Consider the following 15,882-nt stretch of genomic DNA (forward strand, 5'->3'; position numbering starts at 1 on the left):
GGTCGGCTGGCAAAGAGCGCCGGCGACGTGGACATCATCTGACGACCGCATCGGATTCATCGCGGATTCCGGCAGCGTCGGCATCCGCGATACGACGATCGGCGACAGACGATTTCGGGGGGTGGACGACGCGCGGTCGTCCACCGATTCCTGACCGGTGTTCGACAACGGATAGGCGGATTCGGGCGCGGCCGGCGATGTCGTGAGAGAATGGGCAGAACGGCCCGATTCGTCAACCGACGATTCGACGACGACACGCCATGAAGGGAGGATCGATGACCGATCCGAATCCGTTTGCCCCGCAATCCGCCGACGATGGCGGCGATCCGACCAATCCGAATAATCAGACCACTCCAGCCAATCAGGCAACTTCAGCCGATCAGACCAATCCAGCGACCCCGGCCAACCCGTTCAACCCGATTCCGCAACCCGAGTACGGGCAGTACACCGCACCCGGCGATGCGACGGCGAGCGGCCCCGCCGCCGCCGGCGCACAACCCGAGTACGGGCAGTATGCGCCGGCGCAAGCCGATCCGTCGTATGGCAATCCGTTCGCGGGCCGGCAGGACGCCGGCGCGAACGGGCCATCGGATGGGCAGCCGGCCTACGGACAGTACGCTGCTGGTCAGGTCCAGCAGCCGTACAGGCAGCCTGCCGCAGATCAGACTCAGCCGTCGTATGGCCAACCGTACGGACAGCCGTATGAGCAGCAGAACCCGTATCCGCAGATGCCGCCGCAGGGAGCTGGCGGTTACGATCCCAACGCGGCCGGCGGACAGTACAACCCGTATGGACAGTACGGCGCGCCCGCGTACGGCCAGTACGGCAATCCGTACGACGGCAACCCGTACGGAACCGCCGCCTACGGCATGGCCGCGCCGCCGCTCGACAAGCCGTACTACGGGTGCCCGCTGCCGGAGGCGTTCCTGCGGTTCTGGAAGAAGTACGCGACGTTCTCCGGGCGCGCGTCCCGCAGTGAATTCTGGTGGTGGATGCTGTGCGCGGTCGTCATCAATTTCCTGCTCGGCATGATCGAGGGCGACTCGTCGCTGCTGACCACCATCTGGAGCATCGCCACGATCGTGCCGACCATCGCGCTCGGCGTGCGCCGACTGCACGACACGAACCGCCGCGGCACGTTCCTCGCCGTGTACTACGTGGTGATGGTGCTTGCGCTCTTCTTCATCATGATCTTCGGCGGCGTGGCGCTGGTCGGGGCGATCGGCGCGATGGGATACGGCGACGGCGCGACCTCGATGCTGGGCGGCAGTCTCGTCCTGATGGCGATCTGCGGGCTGGTGTCGCTCGGCTTCGGCATCGCCTACATTGTGCTCATGGCGCAGCGGTCCGATCCGGCCGGCGTACGCTTCGACAAGGATCAGCAGCCGTATCAGGGGTATGCGGGCGGATATGCCGGTGGTTATCCGCAGAACTCCCCGCAGGGCGGCGCGTACCCGGATGGCGGCTATCAGCAGACCGGTTATCCGACCAGCGCCCCGACGTACGGCACCGGCTATCCGACGACCGGCCAGAACAACTCCCAGCCGACGGCTCAGACGCCCGATGCGGGCAACAGCCAGACCGGATACAACGGCTGATTCCCGTCACGCACAACGGGGAGCCGCACTCGACGCTGGAAGCCCGGAACGTCGGGCGCAGCTCCCCGTTGTATTACCCCTTCGCAGATTGATGAGAATGGCGGTACGACTTCATCGGCCGGTCAAATCCGCATGATTTTCCGATCCGAGGGGAAGAATCGGGGCCTTGCACGCTTCATTCCGCTTTCTGAGGGGAAAGATTCCCCCGAACCGAAGGCCGGATTCCAAGGGTTTCTTGCCAAAAGAGCGTAACGACGCAGGAGGTCTCCGGGGAAACCGTCCCCTCAGATGGGAGAAAGAAGAGCGCAAGGCCCCGATTCTTCCCCTCACATGGCGAATCGCTTCATAACCTCGCCTTGGAAGGTACCGCCTCCGACGGCACAAGCCCGCTGCGGGGGCCTCACTCATCGAGTTCGTTCCCGCCCACGGCGAATGAAGCCGCACGGCCCTTACCCGTCACAATGCGAAGAGCCGTTGCGTTGCCTACGGTCCGACTTGCCTACAGTTCGACGGCGGGCTTGGTGGGGTCGTCCTTGACGTGCGCGAACTTGGCGGCGAGTGCCTCCTTGTTCTTGCGCTCGTCCTCCTCCTTGGCGCGCTTCTTCGCCTCCTCCGGGTCCCACATGACGTCCTCGTAGTGGCGCGCCCACTCGGCGGCGGCCAGCGGCGCGATGACGCGCGCGGTCGCGGCGAGCGTGGCGGCGGCAGCGGGGGCGGCGTCGGATCCGTCGGCGTCGCCGGCGTCGGCCTGCGCGGCGGCGCGGGCGGCGAGCAGCGCGCGGTAGTCGTCCTCATTAAGGCAGATGCGCGGCACGCCGAGCGTCTCGCGCAGTTCGTTGACGAACAGCAGCACCGGCAGTCCGGCCGCGGCGATGGCTTCCGCATCGTCGCCGGCCGCGCGTTCGACGGCGGTCAGCAGCGCGTCGCATACGTCCAGCGCGGCGGCGAAGCGGCGGGCCAGCGCGGCGGGTGTCGCGGTTTCCGCGGTTTCCTCGGAATCCTCGGTTTCCGCACCGTCCGAGTCATCGGAAGCATCGTCGGAAGCGTCATCGGCATCACCGGCAACTCCGTCGGCGGCGACGGCGAACGCCGCGGGTACGGCGGCGGCGAGCGCGGCGTGGACCGCGTCGGCGACGGCGTCGGTCCAGCCGGCGGCCATCGCGTCGGCGGCGTCACACAGCGCGTCGTATCCGGCGGCGACGATCGCGTCGGTGCCGTCGGCCGTCACGTCATGCGCAGCACCGTCAGTGCCATCGGCCGCGACATCATCCGCGCCGTCGGCACCCGCATCGGCCGCGCCGCCGTCCATGTCCCCGCCGGCGAGCGCGTCGCCGTAGTCGGCCATCGTGTCGTAGGCGTCGTTGGCGGCGAGGAGCGCGTCGACGACCTCCTGCGGGCGGCCGGGGATCTCGTCGGCGCCTTCGTACACGAATTCGGCGTCGGGCATGGTGACGTCGAGGCCGGTGGTGACGCGCGCGATCATGCGGGTGGTGCGCACCTGCAGGTTCTCCGCGTATTTGGCGTCGTTGTCGAGCTGTTTGGCGTCGGTGAGCGGCCATAGGGCGATGAGCCGCGCGCCGGCGTGCGCCGCGTCGCGCACGGCCGTATCGCCGGCGAGCGCCGCGATCGCCGCCGCGCCCTCATCCGGGTTGCATCGTTCGTCCGTTGTCTGGGTCATGTCGCTCCTTTGCCTGATTGCCGTCCGTCGCATCGACGGTCAGCCGCCGACCGTCATCCGGCCGACCGGCCGCCCGTCGTTCCTTCCGCCATGATACGGCGTCACTGCACGTCGGCGGCGGGGTCGGCGTACGTGATGTCGGTCACGTCGCCGGTGTCGCTGTCGTAGGTGATGGACGTGACGGAGGCGAGCGCGGTGTGTCGCAGGAACATCCAGTGTTCGGGGTGTCCGGTTTCAAGCTGGTGGCGGTACGACCAGATGGGCGATTCGTGGCTGACGACGACGATCTGCTGGCCGGCGTGCTGCCGCGCCTTCTCCTGGGCGAAGGCGCCGACGCGCGCGGCGATGGACCGGTATGTTTCGCCCCAGCTGGGTTTCCACAGGTTCATGATGAGCCGCCAGTTGCCGTTGCGCCACAGCGCGCCTTCGCCGTGGCCGATGCGCTTGCCGCGGAATTCGTTGGACGCTTCGATGATGCGTTCGTCGGTGACGAGCTGGAGCGGCTGTTCGCCGCGGTCGGCGCGCACCCGGTTGAGCGCGTCGATGATCGCACCGGCGGTTTCGCGCGTGCGGTCGAGCGGCGACGAGTATACGGCGGCGATGGTATTGGTGGCCGGGTTGGACGCGAGGTAGGCGCCGGTGGCCTGGGCCATGCGCAGGCCGCGGTCGGACAGGTGGAAGTCGGGCAGGCGCTCGTAGAGCAGATGGTCGGGGTTGTGGACCTTGCCGTGGCGTACGAAGTGGATGGTGGTCCGGGGCATCGTCGTCTCCTTTCGACGGTCATGGGCCGGGGCGGCCCGGGTCGGGACCGTGGTATGTCGCTCCGACGATTATCCCGCGTCGCACGCCCGCGTGTCGCGCCGGGACCGTCGTTAGAATATGCGTGTCTGAGAAAAGTGAAGAGCAACGCATGCATTCGCACGGCTGAAACCCAAGGCACGGCAGAGGGGCGTCCGGCAGGGTTCAACCGGTCCGTCGAATACGGACGAAAGACACTTCCGATGATTCCCGCGTTCCGCACGGCACCGCGGCATCGTGCGTCGCCGTCATCATGACGATGACGATGACGACGCACGACGGCAGTCGCCGCGCGCGGACGCGACCCCGTCATGCCCGCATCCGATCCATCGCAGACGATCATCACAACCCGACACAATCCCATCTCCACGACCGTCCGACGCGACGCCAAGCGTCGGCGCGGCCCCACGTCCGCACGGAGCAGAAAGGAGCGGCGCACATGGCGAACCAACTCACCGGCACCATCCGGGACATCAACCGTAAACTGTTCGGCGGGTACGCGGAACTGCTGCGCATCCCGCACACCGCACGATTCGCGGTAGGCGCGGTCATCGCATGCATGCCCTACCCGATGGTCGGCATGACGATCACGATCTCGGTACAGCACTACTACGGCAACTATTCGCTCGCGGGAGCGCTCACCGCGGTGCAGGCGATCTCGCTCGCCATCCTCGCGCCGATACTGGGCCGTCTCGTCGACAAGTTCGGCCAGCGGCAGGTGTCGATCCCCACGATCGCCGTGTGGATGGTCGCCGCGACCGCGATGGTCACGTGCATCACCGCGCGCGTGCCCGCCTGGGTGCTGTTCTGCATCGTGCCGTTCATGGCGTCGATCCCGCCGTGGGGTGCGATGAGCCGCTCCCGCTGGACGCACCTGCTGCGCGGCGACCGCGAGCGCACCAACCGCGCGTTCTCACTGTCGAGCGTGTTCGACGAATGCATGTGGGTCGTCGGCAATCCGCTCGCGTCCACACTCGCCGTATTGTCCGGCATCGTCGCGTTCTCGTTCACCGGCGTGTGCGTCGTGATCGGCGCGCTCATGTTCCTGACCGAACTGTCGACCGAACCGCCGTCGCAGACGCGGCTCGCGCGCGAAGCCGGGATGACGCGACGCGAGTACCGCGAGCGCGAGGCCGCCCGCAAGCTCGTATTGCAGGCCGAGGCGGCCGCCGACCACGCCCGCGCCCAGGCCGAACGCGACGACGCGACGCCTGACGAGGTGCAGGCCGCCGTCGACCGGGCCATCGCCGACGTGCGCGCCGGACGCAAGGAGTCGATCTGGAGCGCCGGCATGCTCGCCGTATGCGTCACCTGGTTCTCGCTGGGCGCGTTCCAGTCGGCCACCGGCATCTCGATCATCGCGTTCGCCACCGAACAGGATATGAAGCAGTACACCGGATTCGTGTTCGCCTGCTTCTCGTTCAGCTCGCTCGTGGGCGCGCTCGTGTACGGGGCGAAGAACTGGACGATCCCGCTGTGGAAGCGCTTCTACTTCTGCCTGACGGTCGTGAGCGTGGGTCTCGGCTCGTTCCTGTTCGCCGACCACCTGTGGAAGATCATGCTCATCTACCTGATCATCGGCGTCTGCCAGGCGCCCACCTGGATCAACGGCAACCAGCTGATGCTGCATCTCGTGCCGCCGTCGCGCTTCACCGAAGGCGTCGCATGGATGGGCGCGATGAACTCGATCGGCTCGTCCGCCGGATCCGCGATCGCCGGACAGTTCATCGACCGCATGGGATCGCACGGCGGATTCATGGTCGTGACGGTGCTGGCGCTCGCGTCGCTGGCGATCGCGTTCGTCGGATTCCGGCAGATCAAGTCGAGCACGGAGAAGCCGGAACTGACCGCGATCAACGTGTGAGCGGCGTGTATCGGACGGCAGGTCCTGCCGGTAGACGAAGGCCCGCGGCGGACGTCATTGTCCGACGCGGGCCTTCCGCATGCAGGGGGGCTGCCGAGGATCCGATTCGCCGACTACTTGGGCCAGCCCTTGGGCGTGTGCTCCAGCGACCAGACGCCGAGACGATGCGAGAAGCTGTGCTCCCACTTGGCTTCCAGCTCCTCGGGAGTCAGACGGTTCTCGGCGGACTTGAGCCGGTTCATCGCATTGGTGTGCGTGTCGTCGAGCAGCCACTTGCGGATGAGGAAGTTCCACACCATCACCACGGCGGTGGCGATCAGCTTGCCGACGTTCGTGCGCAGCAGGTATTCGGCGTGCTGCGAGACGAACGCGTCATGGTTCATGCCGTAGGTGGAGATCCAGATGATCGCGTCGTTCATGAGCAGGCCGACCACGGCGCCGGCGACGAAGATCACGATCTCCATCCAGCGGGCCATGTCGGTGCGATGCTTGAACACGAACTTCATGCTCGCCACATAGTTGAAGATCAGGGAGATGATGAACGAGACGGTCGCGGCGATCACATTGTGCATGTGGAACACGCCGACGAGCAGATTCAGGATGCCCCAGTCGATGACGAACGCGACGACACCCACGATGCCGAATTTCATAAGCTGCGCAATGAGTTTCTTCACATTCGGTATCTAACACCACCCGGCTGACCGGTCGGCGGCCGTCTGCGGAACCACGCCGTCCGGCCGCCGGCCATCCGACACCACGTCAATATTTCAAAATGAAACATTGCATCAGAGACCCCCGACCGCGCCGCCCTCCGAGAAACATCACGGACTCCCCCGCCCTGCGCCGACCGTCCTGACATAGACTGGGCGCACGTATCCGATTCGTCAGAAAGGACGCCATCATGCCCGTCATCCACACCCACGTCTCCGTCAAGACCACCAAGGAGCAGCGCGAGGCGCTCAAGACCGCGTACGGCAAGGCCGTCACCGCCGTCCCCGGCAAGACCGAAAGCTGGCTGATGTGCCCGTTCGAGGACGAGATGCCGATCTACTTCGGCGGCGACGACTCGCAGCCGGCCGCGTACGTGGAGGTCAACATCCTCGGCCGCGGCGCCGTGGGCCGCGATGTCTGGGAGCAGATGACCCGCGACATCATGGCCGCGCTAGAAGGCACCCTCGGCGTCCCCGCCGACCGCACGTACATCCGCTACACCGCCACCGCCGACTGGGGCTGGAACGGCGGCAACTTCTAGTCCGGGTTCCGGCCCGTCGCCTGACCCGTCTCCCCTGTTCGCGTCGCCATCCGTACGCCGCGGCCGCCTGATGAACGGATTGCGACGCCGGCGGCTCCCCTTGCGTCGCAATTCGTACAGCCCGACAGATCTGTATGCGGATTACGACGCTCCCGGCCCGGTTTGCGTCGCAATCCGCATATGATGACCGTCCGGCAAACAGGCTGCGACGCGAAAGGCCCCTCCGATGCGGGATGAACCGCTTCGGAGGGGCCTTTCGTATGATGCCCGGCCGGGATTCGGAGTCAGACCGGAGTCAGATTGCATCGGACCCGGATCAGACCCGGAAACCCGGAACCCCGGAAACCCGGAAACCGAAGAATCAGACGATCTTCGGCATCGGGGTGGTCAGCGACGTGGTCAGGTTGACGTGGACCAGTCCGGCGCCGGCGTGCACCTCGACCTTCTTGAGCGTCACGGTGCGCTCGGATTCCGGCGCACGGTCGTTGTCGGTCATCGTGGCCGGGGACTTGACGGCGACGAGCGCCAGGTCGTCGAGCGACAGGCCCGCCTCGGCGCACAGCGTGTTCGCCGCGCCCACCGACGCGAGGAAGCCGTCCTTGAGCACGACGCGGTCGGCCGGCACGCCGTACGCGTGCTCGGCGACCCACTTGATGTTCTCGATCAGCGCCATGCCCTTGTGGCTGTCGCGCGCAGCCGGCATCGGAGCCGACGTGAGCACGTCCACGAATGCGTCGATCTGGTCGGCCAGACCGTCGCCGCCGTCACGGAACAGGTTGCCCATGATCGGCTCGCGGAAGCCCAGCGACGCGGCTGTCTCGCGCAGCGCCGGGATCTGGTCGTCCTCGCCCTCCCACAGGTTGATCAGCGGGAACGCGGGGATGTCGAGCTTCTCGAGACGGTCGACGTGGAACGGGTAGCGCCACGCGAGCTCCGGATCGTCGCGCCACGTCGAGGCGCGGGTGACGACCACGGCGGCGCTCGGCCACTGCGCGCCGTACTCGCGGCAGGCGATGTCGAGCCACTTCTGCGCGCCCGCGTCGGTGCCGTAGCCGGCCTCGACGATGACGACGTCGTGCAGCGCGCACGCCATCTCCACCGACACGAGCGTCGGGATGCCGATGGACACATTCGCGAACGGGCCGCCGTGCACGTACACGGGCGAGCCGTTGACGGTCTCGGTGAGCGCCGGCTTGACCGCGTCGGCGAGCATGTTGGTGATGCGCCACAGGTCGACGAATTCGCCGAACGCGACCGGATGGCCGTCCTTGGTGCCGGCGATCATCGCGGCGACGCGGCGGCCCAGCTCGTCCATCGAACGCGACAGCACGACGATCTGCATCATCTCGCTGGTCGGCGTGAGGACGACCTTCTCGGCGACGTCGTTCTTGCCGGCGTCGACGGTGATGGAGCGCAGCGAGCGCGACGGCACTTCGGAGACGCGCGGCACGAGGATCGTGTCGAGGCGGCCCTCGTCGACGGCCTTCTCGGCGAAGGAGACGAGCAGGTTCTGCGCGGCGGCGATGGCGGCCATCTCGCCGCACAGGCCCCAGTCGATCAGCTCGGGGTGGGTCAGCGACGCCTTGCCGCCGCCCGACGCGCCGCCCTTCGATCCGGCGGCGGTGATGCCCATGCTCGGCTGGCGCAGCACGGCGGTCGCGTCGATGCCGCGGGCGCGCAGCGCGTCGATGAGCGCGATCGTGGTGGTGGTCTTGCCTTCGCCGCGCGACGCCTTGAGCGGGGTGTCGGCGGTGACCAGCACGATCTTGCCGTGCTTGCGCGGCGCATCCGGGTTGGCCTTGAGATGGTCCATGAAGCCGAACGCGTCGATCTTGCGCACCAGGCCGTACTGGCTGGTGAAGTCTTCGATGGTGGTCATTGGATTCCTTTCCTGGTTGGTCGGTGAGGTCGGGAAAATCTTGGAAAACTCGGGAAATCCCGGGAAATCCCAGAGATTTTTGGAATCCCGGGCCGAACGCCCCAACAGTCGGCCCGGGAAACGCACATGCCGGCGTCCGTCGCGTCCGGACGCCGGCATGCGGATCAGAAGTCGGACATGTGGAAGCCGTTCTTCATCGTCATGCTGGTGGTGTACAGCACCGAGTCGAGCAGCTTGTCGGTCTCCTCGCGAAGCAGGTCGGCCATCCGCTGGTTGGCGGCGGTCAGCGCCTCGCGCACGGCCTCGTTGCGGGTCGCGGCGACGATCTCGTCGGGGGTCATCGGCTGCACGTCGCGCTCGTCGTCGGCGTCGTCGACGCCGGTGCGGACCGCGGCGAACTCGTCGGTGATCACGTCGTCCTCGTCGTCGTAGTCGGACTCGTCGGCGAGGTCGTCGGCGTACTCGCCGTCCTCGTCGTAGTCGGCGTCAGCGGCGTCGTCGTACCCGGCGGACGGATCGGTGACGCCGGCCGCGGCCGCGTCGTCGACGATCTCGTCGGCGTCAGCGGCGTCGACGGTCGCGTCGGCGTCGTCGGCCGGCCACACGCCGTCGATCGCGTTGACGAGGGCGTCGGTGTCGGCGATGAGACGATGGCCCAGCGCGCCGGTCTTCTGCTGGTAGCGTTCGACGGCGTTCGCGGTGTCGGCGAACGCGGCGTCGCACAGCGCGGCGATGACGCGGTTGGCCCAGTAGAAGTTCTCGGTGGTCACGCGCGTGGTGGTGGCCTCCAGATACTCCGGGGTCGCGTTCACGTTCGGGTAGAACGGGACGAGCGTGTTGAACGGGTTGGAGCCGTACGCCATCCACTGGATCGCGCGGCCGGCCTGCGGACGGTACGGGCGGATCTGCAGCACGGCCAGCTGGCTCTGACGGTTGATGCCGATCGCACGGTACATGCCGCGCGTGCGCTCGTCGCCGAGCTTGCCGTACGGGTCGTACGGGGTGCCCTGATAGTGGCCGGACAGCACGTACTTGATGTCCTCGATCGTGATCTTGCGCTCCGGCTGGCGCGCCCACGGAATGTCGTTGCTCTCCGGGCGATGGTCGGCGTCGGGGCCGTCCCACGTCTCGTCGTACGGGTTGAGGAAGCGCTGCATCCACCAGGCGCGCGGCGTGTTGTACACGTGGTCGGAGTCGGAGTGGGAGCCGAACGCGTCGCGCGGGTTGAACGGGCTGGTCGTCTCGACGGACAGGTCGAGATGGTTGTCGGCGATGAACTCGGCCATGTCGGCGGAGCACATGTGGCCCTCCTGCTCGCCCAGCGCGTCGTCGAAGTCGAACTCGTCGATGCCCAGCTGGTTCGGCATGGTCACGTACGCCTCGTCCGGCACGCGCTTGGCGATCCAATGATGGCCGCCCACGGTCTCCATCCACCAGATCTCGTCCGCGTCGGAGAACGCGGTGCCGTTCATCTCATACGTGCCGTACTGCTCCAGCAGCGCACCGAGGCGCCGCACGCCCTCGCGCGCGGTCTTCACGTACGGCAGCACGAGCGTCAGGAAGTCCTCCTCGCCGATGCCGCCCGGCACCTCCGGCACGTAGCCGTCCTCGCCTTCCCGACCGCGCGCGGGGACCAGCTCGACGAACGGGTCGGCGCCGAGCACGCGCTCGTTGGTGGTGAGCGTCTCGGTGGCGCTCATCGCCACGTTCGCCTCGTTGACGCCGGCCTCGCCCCAGATGCCTTCCTTGAGGTCCGCGTTCGGCACGGCGGTGTACCGCATCGGATCGTCCGGCAGGTCGATTTCGACGTGGCTCAGGACGCTGCGGTAGCGGCGCGGCTGCTCGTCGGGGGTGACGACGACGAAGCGCTTCGGGGTGAACTCGCCGTTGGGCGAATCCTCGTTGCGCGCGATGATCGTGGAGCCGTCGTAGCTGGCGTCCTTGCCGACCAGGATCGTGGTGCAGGCCATGGGTGCTGTGTTTCCTTTCCGTGGGGTGGTTGCTGGATGGATGTCGGATGGTGCGGGTGATGCGGCCGAGCCGATGACGCGGGCGGCCGCGCGAACGCGTTCGGCGGCCGCCCGCGCGCCGACGCGCCTACGCGCGTCCGGTAACGAAGATGCCACCCTGATCGGGCGATTCGCCGCAGTCGCGCAGGGCGTGGAACAGCTCGTTGAGCCAGAATCCCTGGTTGAGGCCGCCGAGCGGACGTCGCGTGCCCCACACGCACAGGTGGTATTCGTGGTCCTTGTCCGGCGGCTGAGGTCCGTTGTACCGCATGATGACGGCCGGATCGTTCTCGCGTCCCACGAAATGGCTGGCGGAGGAGTTGCGGCCCTGCACCGCCTCCGGGATCATCGCGGGCATCTGCCGGGAGAAGTCCGGCGGGATCGACAGCGCGTGCGAGTCGTTGAAGTCGTACATGAGCGCGTCGATCGGCAGGTTGGCGACCGTCCAGTGGATCCATTCGAACCCGCACACGGGGATCGAATCGGGGTCGGTCAGCGCCCAGTGCAGATAGCGGACTTCCGGGTCGATCGCGTCGACGTAGAAGGGGAAGGAGATGACGGGCACGCCGCCCGTGCGGTACTCCGGCGCGGCGGCTTTGGCGAAGTCGTCGGGTACCACCGTGAAATCAGCTGAAATGCGCATGTCCCCCAGTATCCCTCAGCCGTGTGACCACGCCGCGCCCGCATGCCGTGACGCGCTATCGGCGGCCTTCCACGGTTAGCATGCGTTCCACCAGATCGATCATGAGATCCTTCTCCCCCGGGTCGCTGACCGCGATCAGCAGCGTGATCGCAGCGAGATCGTTGTTGCCGATCCGCGGACGCCGATCCTCGACGAACGAATCCATGTTCCGTTCGAGGAAGCTCACGAACAGCGCGGCGGCCATGCGTTTGTTGCCGTCGGCGAACGGATGGTCCTTCACCGTGAAGTACAGCAGGTGCGCCGCCTTCTCTTCCACCGTCGGATACAAATCCTGACCGGCGAAGCTCTGGTAGACCGCGCCGATGATGCGTTCGATCGCGTCGCCCCGCTCCTGTCCGAGCAGCGCGTCGTCGGGGTATGCCGCCCGCAGCTGCCCCACGATATGCCGGACGTCGTCAAGCGTGATCTCCCACACCGGCCTGGTCCGGGGGTCGGGAGCCAGCTCGTGCGCGTCGTAGTCGCGGAGCATGTCCAATCCCGGCAGGTATCGCGACACGACGTCCGCGATGCCGGACGCCAGCCGGTCGCCACTGCGGGCGAGGATGCCGACGACCTTTCCCAGCTGTTCCAGCCGCCGTTCGTCGACCGCGTAGCCGTCCATCAGGTATCGGCGCAGCACGCCCGTCGCCCAGCGACGGAAACTGGTGGCACGTTTCGAGTTGACCCGGTATCCCACTGAAATGACCATATCCAGGTTGTACACGTTCACCATGCGCTTGACCGTTCTGGAACCCTCATGCCGAACCTGTTCCATTTTGGAACAGGTTGAATCGTCCAGCTCGCCATCGGCGAGAATGTTCTTCACATGCTTGGTTATGGCCGGAGACCCGGTGCCGAACAGCTCCGCCATCTGCGCCTGCGTCAGCCACACGGTGTCCCCGTTCACGCTGACCTCCAGCTGGACGGTCCCATCATCCGACCGGTACAGCGCAATATCCTCGACAGTCATCATCGTCCCCCAAATTCAATCGACATTGGAACCATCAGCATACCGGGGCAACGGCCGGCGCCGGCCGCGGTCAGGGCAGGAGCGCGCAGAAGAGGGATTCGAGGACGAGCAGCTGGTTGCCGTTGCCGGCGAGACGGCGGCGGGCGACGGCGATGTCGTCGAGTCGACGCACCGCGGCCGCGCGGTCGAGGCGCGCGGCGAGTTCTCCGATCGCGGCTCGATGCTCGACGTTGATCAGGCCGACCGACGGCTCCGCATCGTTCTGCAGCACGGCCACGTCGCGGTAGACGCTGGCTACCGCATCGAGTCCACGGCCGATGACGTCGCGGATCAGTCGGGTCGTGCGCCGCTTGACCTCGTCCTTCTTGCCGATCTGGTTGTAGGCGCCGCGCAGGTTCGTGGGGATGCGGTCGTCCGCGCCCAGGCCGTTGATGCGGCGGAATTCGGCCTCGTCATGCGCGACGAGTCTTCCGGCCTCGGCTTCGGCCTGCGCCTTGGCACTGTCGTTGAGCTCGCCGGCGAGCACGATCGCGTCGGATGCGCGCGACAGCCGCAGCACGCCCGCCACGAGTTCGTCGCGGTCGGTGCGCATGCGCTCGTCCTTCGCATACAGGACGGCCGCTTCGATGTTGCCTTCGCTCAGCCGTGCGGCCCGCTCCGCGACCGCCCGGTCGAACCGTTCCGTCTCCTTCACCCCCGGCAGCACGTCGCGCATGAGATGCTCGGCGATCGCGTCCGTGGACGGCACGGCGAGGTTGACGATGCGCGTGCGCGATCGGATCGTCGGCAGCACGTCCTGCGCGCTGGGCGCGCACAGCAGCCAGATCGTGTGCTCGCTGGGCTCCTCGATCTCCTTGAGCAGCACGTTCGTGGTGCGTTCCAGCATGCGGTCCACGTCCTCGATGATGATGACGCGCCACGGCGCGGTGCTCGGCATCTGCTCGCTCAGGCCGATCAGCTCGCGCACGTCGTCGATGCCGATCGTCACCTTGTCGGTGGCGAGCGTCTTCACGTCGGGGTGCGCGTCGGCGAGGATCTGCCGGGTGACGCCGGTCGGCTGGTCACCCAGACCGTGGTCGGGACTGTTGAGCGCGGCCGCGAACGCGCGCGCCACCGCGCCGCGTCCCGATCCGGCTGGCCCGCAGATGAGCCATGATTGCGCGATGGCTTTCGGATCGCCGCATGCGATGGTCTTCAGTTGTTCGACGGCGGCCTGCTGGCCGACGATCGCATCCCATACGCTCATCGTCACGCCTCCGTCCGCGGGTCGACGGCGGCCGCGACGGACGCCGCCGCTTCCAGCGCGGCGATGTCGTCGGCGATGGCGGACCAGACGGCGTCGATCGGCTGGGCGGCGTCAATGACGCGGAATCGGGCGGGATCGTCGGCGGCAAGGTCGAGGAACGCCTGACGGGTGCGCCGCTGGAAATCATCGCCGGCGGATTCCATGCGGTCGGCGCTGTGCTGCAGTCGCGTGTGCGAGAGCGCCGGATCCATGTCGAGCAGGTAGGTGCGCGCCGGCAGCAGGCCTCCGGTGGCCCACATGCTCAGCCCGCGGATGTCGTCGGCGGTCAGTTCGCGGCCGCCGGCCTGATAGGCGAGCGACGAGTCGAGGTAGCGGTCGGTGATGACGACGGCGCCGCGATCGAGTGCGGGTCGGATCGTCTCGGCGACGTGCTGGGCGCGGTCGGCGGCGAACAGGAGCGCTTCGGCGCGCGGCGCGATGTCGGCGGACGACGATCCGACGCCGTGCAGCAGCATCTGCCGGATCGCGCGCCCCAGTTCGGTGCCGCCCGGTTCGCGGGTGACGACGACTTCGCGTCCGCGGGCCTCGAAATACGCGCGCAGCCGTTCGACCTGCGTGGTCTTGCCCACGCCGTCGACGCCTTCGAATGATACGAACAGTCCGGTCATGGCCCCCACCCTACCGGCTCCCGCCGAATTCACCCACCCAGCGTCGCAACCCGTATACCGCTCCGGCGAGTCCTAACGAACAACGACGCAAACCGACATCCCAGCGTCGCAATCCGTTCAGGAACAGCAAAATCCATACGGATTGCGACGCAAACCAACCGCCCCACGTCGCAACCCGTATGTCAACTCGGATTCATGAACGAACAACGACGCGAACCGACCCGTCAGGACGCCTTGCCGAGCGGGAGGGATGGCTTACCGGACAGTATCGGGCATGTATCGGAGATGTCACCACAACTGCTCACGGGGCCAGGTGCCGTCGGTTTCGGTTATGCCGTTGGCGACCTTGCATGCGACGGCATCGGACTCCCGGTCCTGCGCATACGAGTAGGGCCAGGCTCCGGGATTCTCATCCGGCGAATACGTGTCATGGTATTCGTCAAGCTCCGCCTTGAACTGCTTCCCCGTATACGATCCGTCCACCAATCCATCGCGCTTCAGACAGTCCGCGACCGCATCGTACTGGTCCTTGATCAGCGTGACGTTGCCGACCTGGTTTTCGTACAACGTTTCGACGTCCAACGAATGAAGCGCCGAACAGGCCACCCGGTCCTCGCCATACTTCATTTCCTGCTCGGCGGTACCGGACTGATGCACGGTCTCGACCTTGAGTCCCTTGCCCACGTCAACGAATACGATCTCCTTGTAGCCGAGGTCCAGCATGCACTGACGGTAATCGGACAACGCCGATTCATAATCGGCAGCGGAGATCTCCCCCGATTCGACCACGGACTCCACCACGGCACGCTGCTTGCCGCTCATCTCCTCGCCGTACAGATCCAGCCGCATCTGCGCAAGCTCCGACAGCGACGACGCCCAACGTTCCCCGCCGGATGCCGTACCGTCGTTCGTCCCGCCGTCACCCGTCCCCTGCGGCATCCCGCACGATCCCAGCAGCATGGCCGCAGCCACAATCGCAGCTGCGGCCACGACGGCGCGAAGCCGTTGCATTATCACGATGACGCCCACCAAAACCATATGCTTGCTTTTGCTCATTGTGACTTCTTCGTCTATATCGTCCGCACCGTTGCGGATTACTTCAGTGTAGATGGGGGGGTGTTCCTATGTTTTTGTCAACTCTGTAGGTGGTCGACGTGTCGGTTCACGGACCGGGCGTTATGGGCACGCTCCGCCCTGCCGGCGGCGTCCGGCGTGTTCGTCGTGGCGCTCAGGCCGCC

Annotated in this window: 12 protein-coding genes and 2 pseudogenes; 3 read left to right on the forward strand and 11 right to left on the reverse strand. The window is 66.7% G+C overall.

Annotation, left to right across the window (positions count from 1 at the left end; translation table 11 throughout):
* Positions 1-275 precede the first annotated feature (275 nt).
* Positions 276-1,598 (forward strand): DUF805 domain-containing protein, encoded by a 1,323-nt coding sequence (locus D2E24_RS09275; protein ID WP_164521082.1) that lies wholly within the window; start codon positions 276-278, stop codon positions 1,596-1,598.
* Positions 1,599-2,097: 499 nt separating this feature from the next.
* Here D2E24_RS09275 and D2E24_RS09280 read toward each other — a convergent pair whose 3' ends face one another.
* Together D2E24_RS09280 and D2E24_RS09285 are read right to left on the reverse strand one after the other, a co-directional pair.
* Positions 2,098-3,276 carry a hypothetical protein gene (locus tag D2E24_RS09280; RefSeq protein ID WP_125969052.1) on the reverse strand — a complete coding sequence of 393 codons (1,179 nt, stop codon included), beginning with the start codon at positions 3,274-3,276 and terminating at the stop codon, positions 2,098-2,100.
* 101 nt (positions 3,277-3,377) lie between these two features.
* Positions 3,378-4,037, reverse strand: coding sequence for a histidine phosphatase family protein (locus D2E24_RS09285; protein WP_125969053.1), 660 nt, complete (start codon positions 4,035-4,037; stop codon positions 3,378-3,380).
* A 476-nt stretch (positions 4,038-4,513) separates the two neighbouring features.
* On the opposite strand from D2E24_RS09285, the gene D2E24_RS09290 reads away from it, so the two are divergent.
* Positions 4,514-5,938 (forward strand): MFS transporter, encoded by a 1,425-nt coding sequence (locus D2E24_RS09290; RefSeq protein WP_125969054.1) that lies wholly within the window; start codon positions 4,514-4,516, stop codon positions 5,936-5,938.
* Between the two features lie 113 nt (positions 5,939-6,051).
* On the opposite strand, the gene D2E24_RS09295 is transcribed toward D2E24_RS09290, so the two are convergent.
* Positions 6,052-6,588, reverse strand: coding sequence for a GtrA family protein (locus tag D2E24_RS09295; protein WP_164521083.1), 537 nt, complete (start codon positions 6,586-6,588; stop codon positions 6,052-6,054).
* Between the two features lie 251 nt (positions 6,589-6,839).
* On the opposite strand from D2E24_RS09295, the gene D2E24_RS09300 reads away from it, so the two are divergent.
* Positions 6,840-7,190 carry a tautomerase family protein gene (locus D2E24_RS09300; RefSeq protein WP_125969056.1) on the forward strand — a complete coding sequence of 117 codons (351 nt, stop codon included), beginning with the start codon at positions 6,840-6,842 and terminating at the stop codon, positions 7,188-7,190.
* 361 nt (positions 7,191-7,551) lie between these two features.
* Here D2E24_RS09300 and D2E24_RS09305 read toward each other — a convergent pair whose 3' ends face one another.
* From D2E24_RS09305 to D2E24_RS09340, 8 genes and pseudogenes are all read right to left on the reverse strand, one after another.
* Positions 7,552-9,069, reverse strand: a complete 1,518-nt coding sequence (locus D2E24_RS09305; RefSeq protein ID WP_125969057.1) for a formate--tetrahydrofolate ligase — start codon at positions 9,067-9,069, stop codon at positions 7,552-7,554.
* Between the two features lie 164 nt (positions 9,070-9,233).
* Positions 9,234-9,434 (reverse strand): annotated as a pseudogene (locus D2E24_RS10830) (C69 family dipeptidase); the annotation flags it as partial.
* 240 nt (positions 9,435-9,674) lie between these two features.
* Positions 9,675-11,039: pseudogene (locus tag D2E24_RS09315) on the reverse strand (C69 family dipeptidase); the annotation flags it as partial.
* A 127-nt stretch (positions 11,040-11,166) separates the two neighbouring features.
* Entirely contained in the window at positions 11,167-11,721 is a 555-nt protein-coding gene (locus D2E24_RS09320; RefSeq protein WP_125969058.1) for a YbhB/YbcL family Raf kinase inhibitor-like protein, read from the reverse strand.
* 55 nt (positions 11,722-11,776) lie between these two features.
* Positions 11,777-12,733 (reverse strand): virulence RhuM family protein/type II toxin-antitoxin system death-on-curing family toxin, encoded by a 957-nt coding sequence (locus D2E24_RS09325; RefSeq protein WP_125969059.1) that lies wholly within the window; start codon positions 12,731-12,733, stop codon positions 11,777-11,779.
* A gap of 67 nt (positions 12,734-12,800) precedes the next feature.
* Positions 12,801-13,976, reverse strand: a complete 1,176-nt coding sequence (locus tag D2E24_RS09330) for a DNA polymerase III subunit delta' (RefSeq protein ID WP_125969060.1) — start codon at positions 13,974-13,976, stop codon at positions 12,801-12,803.
* 2 nt (positions 13,977-13,978) lie between these two features.
* The gene (gene tmk / locus D2E24_RS09335; RefSeq protein ID WP_125969061.1) at positions 13,979-14,644 is read right to left on the reverse strand and encodes a dTMP kinase; all 666 of its coding nucleotides are present in this window, start codon (positions 14,642-14,644) and stop codon (positions 13,979-13,981) included.
* 288 nt (positions 14,645-14,932) lie between these two features.
* Positions 14,933-15,700, reverse strand: coding sequence for a hypothetical protein (locus tag D2E24_RS09340; RefSeq protein ID WP_125969062.1), 768 nt, complete (start codon positions 15,698-15,700; stop codon positions 14,933-14,935).
* Positions 15,701-15,882: the final 182 nt, after the last annotated feature.

The organism is Bifidobacterium samirii (assembly GCF_003952945.1).
GTDB lineage: Bacteria > Actinomycetota > Actinomycetes > Actinomycetales > Bifidobacteriaceae > Bifidobacterium > Bifidobacterium samirii.

Bases quoted from the DNA above. Each gene is read 5' to 3' on its own strand.
- D2E24_RS09275 (WP_164521082.1), top strand. From the start codon at position 276: ATGACCGATCCGAATCCGTTTGCCCCGCAATCCGCCGACGATGGCGGC.
- D2E24_RS09280 (WP_125969052.1), bottom strand. From the start codon at position 3,276: ATGACCCAGACAACGGACGAACGATGCAACCCGGATGAGGGCGCGGCG.
- D2E24_RS09285 (WP_125969053.1), bottom strand. From the start codon at position 4,037: ATGCCCCGGACCACCATCCACTTCGTACGCCACGGCAAGGTCCACAAC.
- D2E24_RS09290 (WP_125969054.1), top strand. From the start codon at position 4,514: ATGGCGAACCAACTCACCGGCACCATCCGGGACATCAACCGTAAACTG.
- D2E24_RS09295 (WP_164521083.1), bottom strand. From the start codon at position 6,588: ATGAAATTCGGCATCGTGGGTGTCGTCGCGTTCGTCATCGACTGGGGC.
- D2E24_RS09300 (WP_125969056.1), top strand. From the start codon at position 6,840: ATGCCCGTCATCCACACCCACGTCTCCGTCAAGACCACCAAGGAGCAG.
- D2E24_RS09305 (WP_125969057.1), bottom strand. From the start codon at position 9,069: ATGACCACCATCGAAGACTTCACCAGCCAGTACGGCCTGGTGCGCAAG.
- D2E24_RS09320 (WP_125969058.1), bottom strand. From the start codon at position 11,721: ATGCGCATTTCAGCTGATTTCACGGTGGTACCCGACGACTTCGCCAAA.
- D2E24_RS09325 (WP_125969059.1), bottom strand. From the start codon at position 12,733: ATGATGACTGTCGAGGATATTGCGCTGTACCGGTCGGATGATGGGACC.
- D2E24_RS09330 (WP_125969060.1), bottom strand. From the start codon at position 13,976: ATGAGCGTATGGGATGCGATCGTCGGCCAGCAGGCCGCCGTCGAACAA.
- tmk (WP_125969061.1), bottom strand. From the start codon at position 14,644: ATGACCGGACTGTTCGTATCATTCGAAGGCGTCGACGGCGTGGGCAAG.
- D2E24_RS09340 (WP_125969062.1), bottom strand. From the start codon at position 15,700: ATGAGCAAAAGCAAGCATATGGTTTTGGTGGGCGTCATCGTGATAATG.